This is a genomic window from Candidatus Dormiibacterota bacterium (assembly GCA_035544955.1).
GTDB lineage: Bacteria > Chloroflexota > Dormibacteria > CF-121 > CF-121 > CF-13.
In genome coordinates, this window is record DASZZN010000012.1 from 227,100 (window position 1) to 234,798 (window position 7,699).

The window sequence follows — 7,699 nt, forward strand, 5'->3', positions numbered from 1 at the left end:
TTGGGTTGGAGGGGTGGCGCTAGGCCGCCAGGCGGCGCAGCTCTTCGGGGTGTTGGGAGCGGGCCGCGGCGGCCCCGAAGTCGACCATGCCGGAGCGGACGAGCTCGCCCAGGCTGCGTTCCATCGTATACATGCCATCCTTGGCACCCGTTTCGAGCACATTGCGTAGCTGCCGCGTCTTGCCCTCCTTGATCAGGTTCTGGACGGCGAGTGTGTTGAGCAGGACCTCGAAGGCGGCGACCCGGCCCGGACCGCTCCGGCGCGGCAACAGTTGCTGGTAGATCACCGCCGCCAGCGTGCTGGAAAGCTGGACGCGAACCTGTTGCTGCTGGTCACCGGGGAAGACGTCCACCATCCGGTCGACGGCCTGCGCGGTGTCGTTGGTGTGCAAGGTGGCGAGCACCAGGTGCCCGGTTTCGGCAATCGTGATCGCGGCTGAGATCGTCTCGAGATCGCGCATCTCGCCGATGAGCAGCACGTCGGGCGTCTGCCGAAGGGCCGCCCGCAGGCCGTCGGCGAACGAGCGGACATCCGCGCCGACCTCCCGTTGCTCGACAATACCTCGCTGATGCCGGTACACGTACTCGATCGGGTCCTCGATGGTGATGACGTGGCAGGGTCGCGTTGCCACGATGTCGGCCACCATCGCCGCCAGCGTGGACGACTTGCCCGAACCGGTCGGACCCGTCACCAGGATCAACCCCTGGCCCAGCCGCGTCAGACCCCGCACGACCATCGGCACGCCGAGCTGGTCGAAGGTCGGAATCTGGTAGGGAATCAGTCGCAGCGCGAGGCCGACCGAGCCCCGCTGCATGAAGATGTTGATCCGAAATCGCGCCCGGCCTTGCCAGTTGAAAGAGAAGTCCAGATCACCCTGCGCCTGGAAGCGGGTCCAGCGCTCGGGCGACAGCACCTCACGGGCGATCTGCTCGATCTGGTCAGGTCGCATCGGGTCGGCCGCGATCGGCTCCAGGGCCCCATCCTTGCGCATCGTGGGTGGCGCGCCGGCCGTCAGGATCAGATCCGAGGCCGAGTGGTCGAGCAGGGTCTGGAGGTAGGCGTCGATGATCAAGGGGTGGGCGTCGGCGGGCTGGCTCGGAGGCGCGTTTGATTGCTTGACATCCTGTGCAACCTGCTCGGCGCAGCCTTCTTGCTTCCACTTGGGATGGCCCTCGGCAGCTTCTTCGAGGTGGTTCTCGACCGCCTGCCACGGGGGGAATCCCTGCTCTGGCCGCCGTCGCATTGCCGCACCTGCAAACACCGGCTGACGGCCGACGAACTCGTCCCGGTGATCAGCTACCTGGCCCAGCGTGGCCGCTGCCGGGCGTGTGACACGCGGATCGGGCGCGGCGTGCCCATTCGCGAGGCGCTCAGCGGCCTCGCCCTGGGTCTCCCCTGGGCGATCGTGGGATGCGCCTACCCCCTGGTTGCGATCGGGGCCGGCATCGTGGCGTTGCTCGCCATCTGGATCGTTCGTGGCCTGAGGCAGGGGCGGACGACCTCCGTCTGATCCGGCGCAATTACGGCCCGGGAAGCCCGTTACCGCCTAGGCAAAACCTTCATGAAAATCGCGGAGCCGGCGATGCGCAACGTCCTCGGCATTCGCCGCGTTCTCGGTCTCGCCCTCTTGCTGGCCGCCGTTGCGGCGGTCGCCTACCTGGATCGTTCGGTGGGGGGCGACTTCGACTTGCGGCTTGTCTACTTCCTGATCGTGCTCTCCGGGGCCATGCTGCTGCCGCGACTGTTAGCCCTGGCGATCGCGGCGGCGGTCGCCATTGTGAGTGTCGGGGTCATTGGTGCCACGGGGACGCGGCTGATCGTCAACGGGCTCACCCACCTGCTGATGTACGGATATGCGGCGCTGCTGACGAGCAACTGGGAGCAGGAGCGGCGGCGGCTGATGCGGATGAGCCGCGTCGATGAGTTGACGGGTCTACGCAACCTCCGCGCGCTTCAGGAGCAACTGCCTACATGGCTCGGTCCCGCTGCGCGAACCGGCCGGCGGATGTCGGTGATGATGATGGATGTCGATGGGTTCAAGACGGTCAACGATCGTCTGGGTCACGGCATGGGCAACGAATTGCTGAAAGAAGTTGCCAACTTGCTGCGGTTCGCGGTCCGCGTGGGCGACGAACCGTATCGCTTCGGCGGTGATGAGTTCGTGCTTCTGCTGTCAGACGCCGACGGCGACGGCGCCCGCATCGTCGCCACCCGCATCCAGGAGATCTACCGGTCGATGGGCCAGACGCTGCGCGGAACCGACGTCCAGGTCTCCTTCAGCATCGGCATCGCAGTCTTCCCGGATGACGGCGCGACGCCGGAGGTGCTGCTGGCCCACGCTGACGAAGCCCTCTATGCCGCCAAGCGGTCAGGTCCGGGGAAGATCGCGCGCTACGAGGCCTCGGCGGCGGCCTGAGGCCAGCTCGAGCCAGGTCCTTCGATCAGCAGCTGAAGGACTTCGTCTGCGTCGGGTATGTCGGGGTCACGAAGACGAGTTGCTCGGTGCCGGAGCTGTTCGGCGTCCACCGATCATTGACCACGGCGTGCGAGCTGGTGTCGCCCTTGGCGATGACCAGCGTGTGCCGCGTTTGTGTTTTGGTCCCGTTGTCGTCCTTGCGAATCCAGTAATAGGTGACCGTGCCACCCGCGCCGTTCGTACGGAAGGTGCCGGTCGCCGTGATGACGCCGCCGTCGCCGCACTGCTGCCCATTGGTCGTGACTGATTCCGAGGCAGTGGTGATGGCAAATGGCGCTGGCGTGGGGGTCGGCGTAGGCGTGGGGGTCGGGGTAGGCGTGGGCGTCGGGGTAGGCGTGGGCGTCGGGGTGGGGGTAGGCGTAGGCCTCAGCGTCGGGGTGGGCGTCGGCGACGGGGTTGGGTTAGCTGTTGGCGTTGGTGTCGGGCCGGCGGTCGGCGTCGGTGCCGGAGACGCGCTGGGCGAAGTTGATGCGCTGGAGGACGGGGAGGCGGTCGGCCCGAGGGCAACCGGCCGGGGCGAGCTGTTGGGGCGGGTCGCAAAGAAGCGAGGCGGAAGGTTGAACGTCGGAACCAGCAGCCAGAATGGCGCCCGCGGATCGTCCGCAAAGTAGAGGCTGGCCTGGTCGGCCGCATTGCCGCTGGTGTCGATCCGGAACGGTCCGATTTCCCAATCGGCGGGGATGGCGCGAACCAGGAAGAAGAGCGCGATCAATCCGGCAAAAAACAGCCAGAAGCCGTACCGCCGGCGGCGGCGCTCCTCCGTTTTCTTCGGGCGAGCGGGAATCAGTCGCATCTGCGACACACCCTAATGCGAGCGAATTACAGCCCTTCTTTCGCCCGTTGCCGTGACGAATCAAATATGTCGAAAGGTCGTAACAGAGGCTACGGAATCCCTTTCAAGCCGAACGCCGTCATCCTGGCGGCCAGCCCATGGCCCGGCCGCCGAATAGGTGCAGGTGGAGGTGATAGACCGTCTGTCCCGCCTGCGGCCCCTTGTTGAAAACCAGGCGGTAGCCGTCCCGATCGATCTTGCGCTCGTCGGCGATGCGGTTGGCGACCTGGACCATCCGGGCGAGCATCGGCGCCTGCGCGGACGTGAGGTCGTGGACGGTTGGAATATGTTCTTTCGGAATCACCAGGACATGGGTCGGGGCGACCGGACGGATGTCGTCAAAGGCGACGATCTCTTCATCGCGGAAGACTTCTTTCGCCGGAATCTCGCGCGCGAAGATCTTGCAGAAGAGGCACTCCTCAGCCATCGGCCAAGCTTACGCGCAGAGCAGGCCGTCGGCGATGCGGGTCAGCGGACGCACGCGGGCAAGGCTGCCCAGCGCCTGCCCTCGCTCGGGCGCATAGATCGTGATGTAGTTGTCGGTCAGGCCGCGCATGCGGGAAGGGAGGTGCCGGTCCCATACAACCTCAAGCTCGCGACCGATGAAGCGCGCCTCGTAGGCTTGGCGCTGATCATCCGCCTGGGCCTGCAACCGGTGGCTGCGGTCGCGGCTGACCGGGTCGTGCACCGGCAGGCCGAGCCGTGGGGCGGCGGTGCCCGCGCGCGGCGAGTAGCGGAAGACATGCATGCCGGTCAACCCGGCATCGGCGGCGACCGCCTGCGTATCCGCGAAATCGGCATCGGTCTCACCAGGGAAACCGACGATCACGTCGGTGGTGACCGCGATGTCGGGGGAGTGCGTTCGCAACGCGCCAACCAGGTCGAGGTAATCGTTACGCCGGTAGAGCCGGCCCATTCGCTTCAGTACGCCGTCGCTGCCGGACTGGAGCGGGATGTGGAGATGCCGGCAAAATCGCGGCGATGCGGTCAGCTCGACCAGCTCTGGCGTGAAGTCGTTGGCATTGATCGAACTGAGGCGAAGGCGTGCCGGGGCGATCGCCTCCAGCAGCCGCCGAACGAAGGGCGCGAAGGCCTCTCCGCGGTCGCGGCCGAAGGCGCCCAGGTCCACGCCGGTCAGCACGATTTCTCCATGGCCATCGGCGACAGCTCGCCGCGCGCGCTCGATCAAGGCCGCTTCCTCGTCGCTATACGACACGCCGCGCGTGCGCCAGACGATGCAGTAGGTGCAGCGGTGATTGCACCCGTCCTGGACCTTGAGGAAGAAGCGAGATCGCGCGAAGCTCGTCGATCCTCGTTCGGCGGCCGGGGCAAAGTTGGCAGAGACGTAGTCGAAAATCTCGCGCTTCCGAGCATTTGGAAACGCCACGTCGACGCTGGGGACGGCGGAAACGCGCGGATTCGGATTGTCGACGTGGCAGCCGGTGAGGATGAGGTGGGCCTGCGGGTGCCGGCGCCGGAGCCCGTGCACCAGTGTTCGAAGCTTGCGGTCGGCTTGCGCCGTAACCGTGCAGCTGTTGATTACACAGATGTCGGCGTGCTCATCGCCATCCAACACGGTGAAGCCGGAACGCGCCAGCCGGTCGCCAAGCTCCACCATTTCGGCGAAATTCACTTTGCACCCGAGTGTTTGAATCGAGACGTTCATCGCTGTTGGACGAGGATAGCAGCGGCGACGACCGGAGCAAGGCGCGCGCGAAGGATGCGTGGGCCGAGATTGACCATGACCCCGTCGCGCTCGCGCATCAGGGACAGTTCGGCGTTGCTCCAGCCGCCCTCGGGGCCGACCGCAAGGGTATACGCGTGAGATCCGTCGATCGCCCGCAGTAGGGGGACCGATGCTGATGGCTCGAGTACGAGCAACCGCGCATCGCCCGCTTGCCCCAGCGCCACCGGTAACGACACCGGACCGACAACCTTGGGAACCTGACCACGATGGCTCTGCTCGGCGGCCGAGCCGGCGACCGCCTGCCAGCGTGCCAAGCGTTGCGGCGCCGGTCGGGCAACAGACCGCTCGGACTGCACCGCGACGAAGCGTCCGATCCCGACCGCTGTGCCGCCTTCGATCACGGCGTCGAAGTCCGGGTTCGGCAACACCGCCTGCAGGAGTGTGATTCCCAGGTGGGGCTCACCCTGCACGGATCGTTCGCCGACGACTCGCCCAACGACATGACTACCGTCCACCTCGGCGACCTCGATCTCGAATTCCGTTCCCTCGGACACGGCGACCCCGCGCTCCCCCGGGCGAACCCGAAGGACGCGCGCCAGGTGGTGCCCTTTCTCTCCCTCGATTCGGACCCTCCCCTCCGAGATCATGGACGCATCGACGAAGGTCCAGAACATGCCGGCCCCATGCTATCCGGGAGCGACGACGGAAGCCCGCTAAGCTCGCGTTGTATTCGCCAGCATGCCAACTGCGAACGTCCCCATGCGGTTGCGTCGTACGACCCTCAGGGCCGCCGCCATTTCCTTCTGGGGATTGGCGAGCATCGTGATGGCATCGAACTTCATCGGCAGCGACCTGCGGGTCAACTACACTACCGAGTGGATCGTCAGCGGCCTCGCCTGTGGCGGCGGGGTGGTCTGCTGGTTGTTGCCCTGGGGACAGATCCTGGCGAGGCGTTTCGTCCCGGTCGTATTCGGCGGCATCGGAATGCTGACGGTGAGTCTCTTTGCGACAGGCGGGACGCACTCGCACCTATCGGTGCTGTTCCTCGTCATCGTCGTCTTCGCCGCGTCGGTTTTCGAGTTTCGGATCGCCGTCGCGGTCCTGGTCACCGCGGTTTTCGCGGCCGGGCTTCCAGTTGTCCTCCAGGGCTGGGACGGCTTCTATGCCCGCTCCACCGTGTTACTGGCAGCGTCCATGGTGATTTGCGCCTACATCCCGGCCCTCGGGCGCAAGGCCTTGCGCGAAGAGAATCAGCTTGCTGAACAGCGTCGCATGCAGCTCGAAGAGAGCTACCTCTCGACCATCGAGGCGCTTGCGGCAGCCCTCGATGCCAAGGATCGCCATACCGAGGCGCACTCGCGAGAGACGGCGGCTCTGGCCAGGGCGGTGGGCCGGCGTCTCGGTCTGGAAGACGAGGCGTTGCGCTTTCTCGAGTACGGTGCACTGCTCCACGACATCGGCAAGATCGGCATCCCAGGCTACATCCTCAACAAGCCCGGTCCGCTCGATGACGAGGAGGCCGCCATCATGCGGGAACACCCCGTAATCGGCGAACGAATCGTTGCGTCGGTTTCGTTCCTCGCGCGCATCCGGCCCATCGTCCGGGCCGAGCACGAGCGCTGGGACGGCCGTGGCTATCCCGACCTGCTCGCCGGAGACCAGATTCCCATTGAGGCTCGAATCATCCATGCCTGTGATGCCTTTCAGGCCATGTCCAGCGACCGGCCATACCGCCGGGCTCGGCCACTGGACTGGATCCTCAAAGAGATCCGCGCCCAGGCGGGTCACCAGTTCGATCCAAGGGTCGCGGACGCCTTGCTGCGGGTCATCGAATCGGGCGAGGTGAACATCGCGGGAACGGCCGAGAGCGCGCTCCACGAGGATCGCAAACCGCTCTATGCCCATTCCTGGACTCAGCACCTCGACGCCATTCAGCAATTGGGCGCCCGGCTGGCAATGGTTGTCAGCGTGCCCGAGGTTTGCGACACCATCGGTCGCGCGATCACCACGTTGCTGCCCTATGACCAGTGTCGGATCTACCTGCTCGAGGACGACGGCCATACCCTCACGCCGGCGTATTTCAGTGATACCAAGCGCGCCGAGTACGAGGGCGTGACCGCGGAAACGCTCGCGATTCAACTGGGCGAGGGCATCACAGGCTGGGTCGGCGAAACCAAGCAGGGCGCATTGGTCGGCGACACCGAGCGACATCCCAAAGCGGTCCACATACCGGGAACCAGCGACAGCAATGAATCGATGCTCGCGGTACCGGTCATCTTCGAGGACCGCCTGATCGGGGTCATCGTCAACGTCAAGGTCGGCATCAACCAGTACACCGGCGACCACTTGCGCTTGCTCACGATTCTCGCGAACCAGGCTGCGGTCTCGATCTTCAATGCTCGCCTGATCGAACGGCTGGCCGCGACGGCGCGAACCGACCCGCTGACCGGACTGGCGAATCGACGTGCCTTCGAGCAGGCGCTCGAGCAGCGGCTCGCCGCCGATGCGCAGGCCCCCTTCGCCGTGCTGATGCTCGACGTGGACGGGCTCAAGCAGGTGAACGACGCTCGTGGCCATGCGGCGGGCGATGCCGTCCTCAAGCGGGTGGCTTCCGTGCTCGGCTCCGACCTTCGTGAGAGCGACCTGGCCACACGCTGGGGTGGCGATGAGTTCGTCCTCCTGATGCCGGGCGTGGACCAGGTAG

General features: G+C 65.9%; 8 protein-coding genes. 3 read left to right on the top strand and 5 right to left on the bottom strand.

Going from position 1 to position 7,699, the window contains the following annotated elements; translation table 11 throughout:
- Positions 1 to 19: 19 nt before the first annotated feature.
- Positions 20 to 1,072, bottom strand: coding sequence for a type IV pilus twitching motility protein PilT (locus tag VHK65_05155; protein ID HVS05538.1), 1,053 nt, complete (start codon positions 1,070 to 1,072; stop codon positions 20 to 22).
- A 39-nt stretch (positions 1,073 to 1,111) separates the two neighbouring features.
- On the opposite strand from VHK65_05155, the gene VHK65_05160 reads away from it, so the two are divergent.
- Both VHK65_05160 and VHK65_05165 read left to right on the top strand, forming a co-directional pair.
- Positions 1,112 to 1,510, top strand: a complete 399-nt coding sequence (locus VHK65_05160) for a prepilin peptidase (GenBank protein ID HVS05539.1) — start codon at positions 1,112 to 1,114, stop codon at positions 1,508 to 1,510.
- A gap of 51 nt (positions 1,511 to 1,561) precedes the next feature.
- Positions 1,562 to 2,416, top strand: a complete 855-nt coding sequence (locus VHK65_05165) for a GGDEF domain-containing protein (GenBank protein ID HVS05540.1) — start codon at positions 1,562 to 1,564, stop codon at positions 2,414 to 2,416.
- Positions 2,417 to 2,441: 25 nt separating this feature from the next.
- On the opposite strand, the gene VHK65_05170 is transcribed toward VHK65_05165, so the two are convergent.
- The 4 genes from VHK65_05170 to VHK65_05185 all read right to left on the bottom strand — a co-directional run bounded on the left by VHK65_05170 (position 2,442) and on the right by VHK65_05185 (position 5,669).
- Complete coding sequence (locus tag VHK65_05170) at positions 2,442 to 3,269, bottom strand: hypothetical protein (protein HVS05541.1); 828 nt, start codon at positions 3,267 to 3,269, stop codon at positions 2,442 to 2,444.
- A 118-nt stretch (positions 3,270 to 3,387) separates the two neighbouring features.
- Positions 3,388 to 3,735: a histidine triad nucleotide-binding protein gene (locus VHK65_05175; GenBank protein ID HVS05542.1), complete on the bottom strand. Its 348-nt coding sequence runs from the start codon at positions 3,733 to 3,735 to the stop codon at positions 3,388 to 3,390.
- A gap of 9 nt (positions 3,736 to 3,744) precedes the next feature.
- Entirely contained in the window at positions 3,745 to 4,974 is a 1,230-nt protein-coding gene (locus tag VHK65_05180; protein HVS05543.1) for a MiaB/RimO family radical SAM methylthiotransferase, read from the bottom strand.
- Positions 4,971 to 5,669 (bottom strand): 16S rRNA (uracil(1498)-N(3))-methyltransferase, encoded by a 699-nt coding sequence (locus VHK65_05185; protein ID HVS05544.1) that lies wholly within the window; start codon positions 5,667 to 5,669, stop codon positions 4,971 to 4,973. The genes VHK65_05180 and VHK65_05185 overlap by 4 nt, the downstream gene beginning before the upstream one ends.
- 64 nt (positions 5,670 to 5,733) lie before the next feature.
- Between VHK65_05185 and VHK65_05190 the strand changes: the two genes are divergently transcribed.
- A partial coding sequence (locus tag VHK65_05190; protein HVS05545.1) for an HD domain-containing phosphohydrolase occupies positions 5,734 to 7,699 on the top strand: 1,966 nt, incomplete at its 3' end.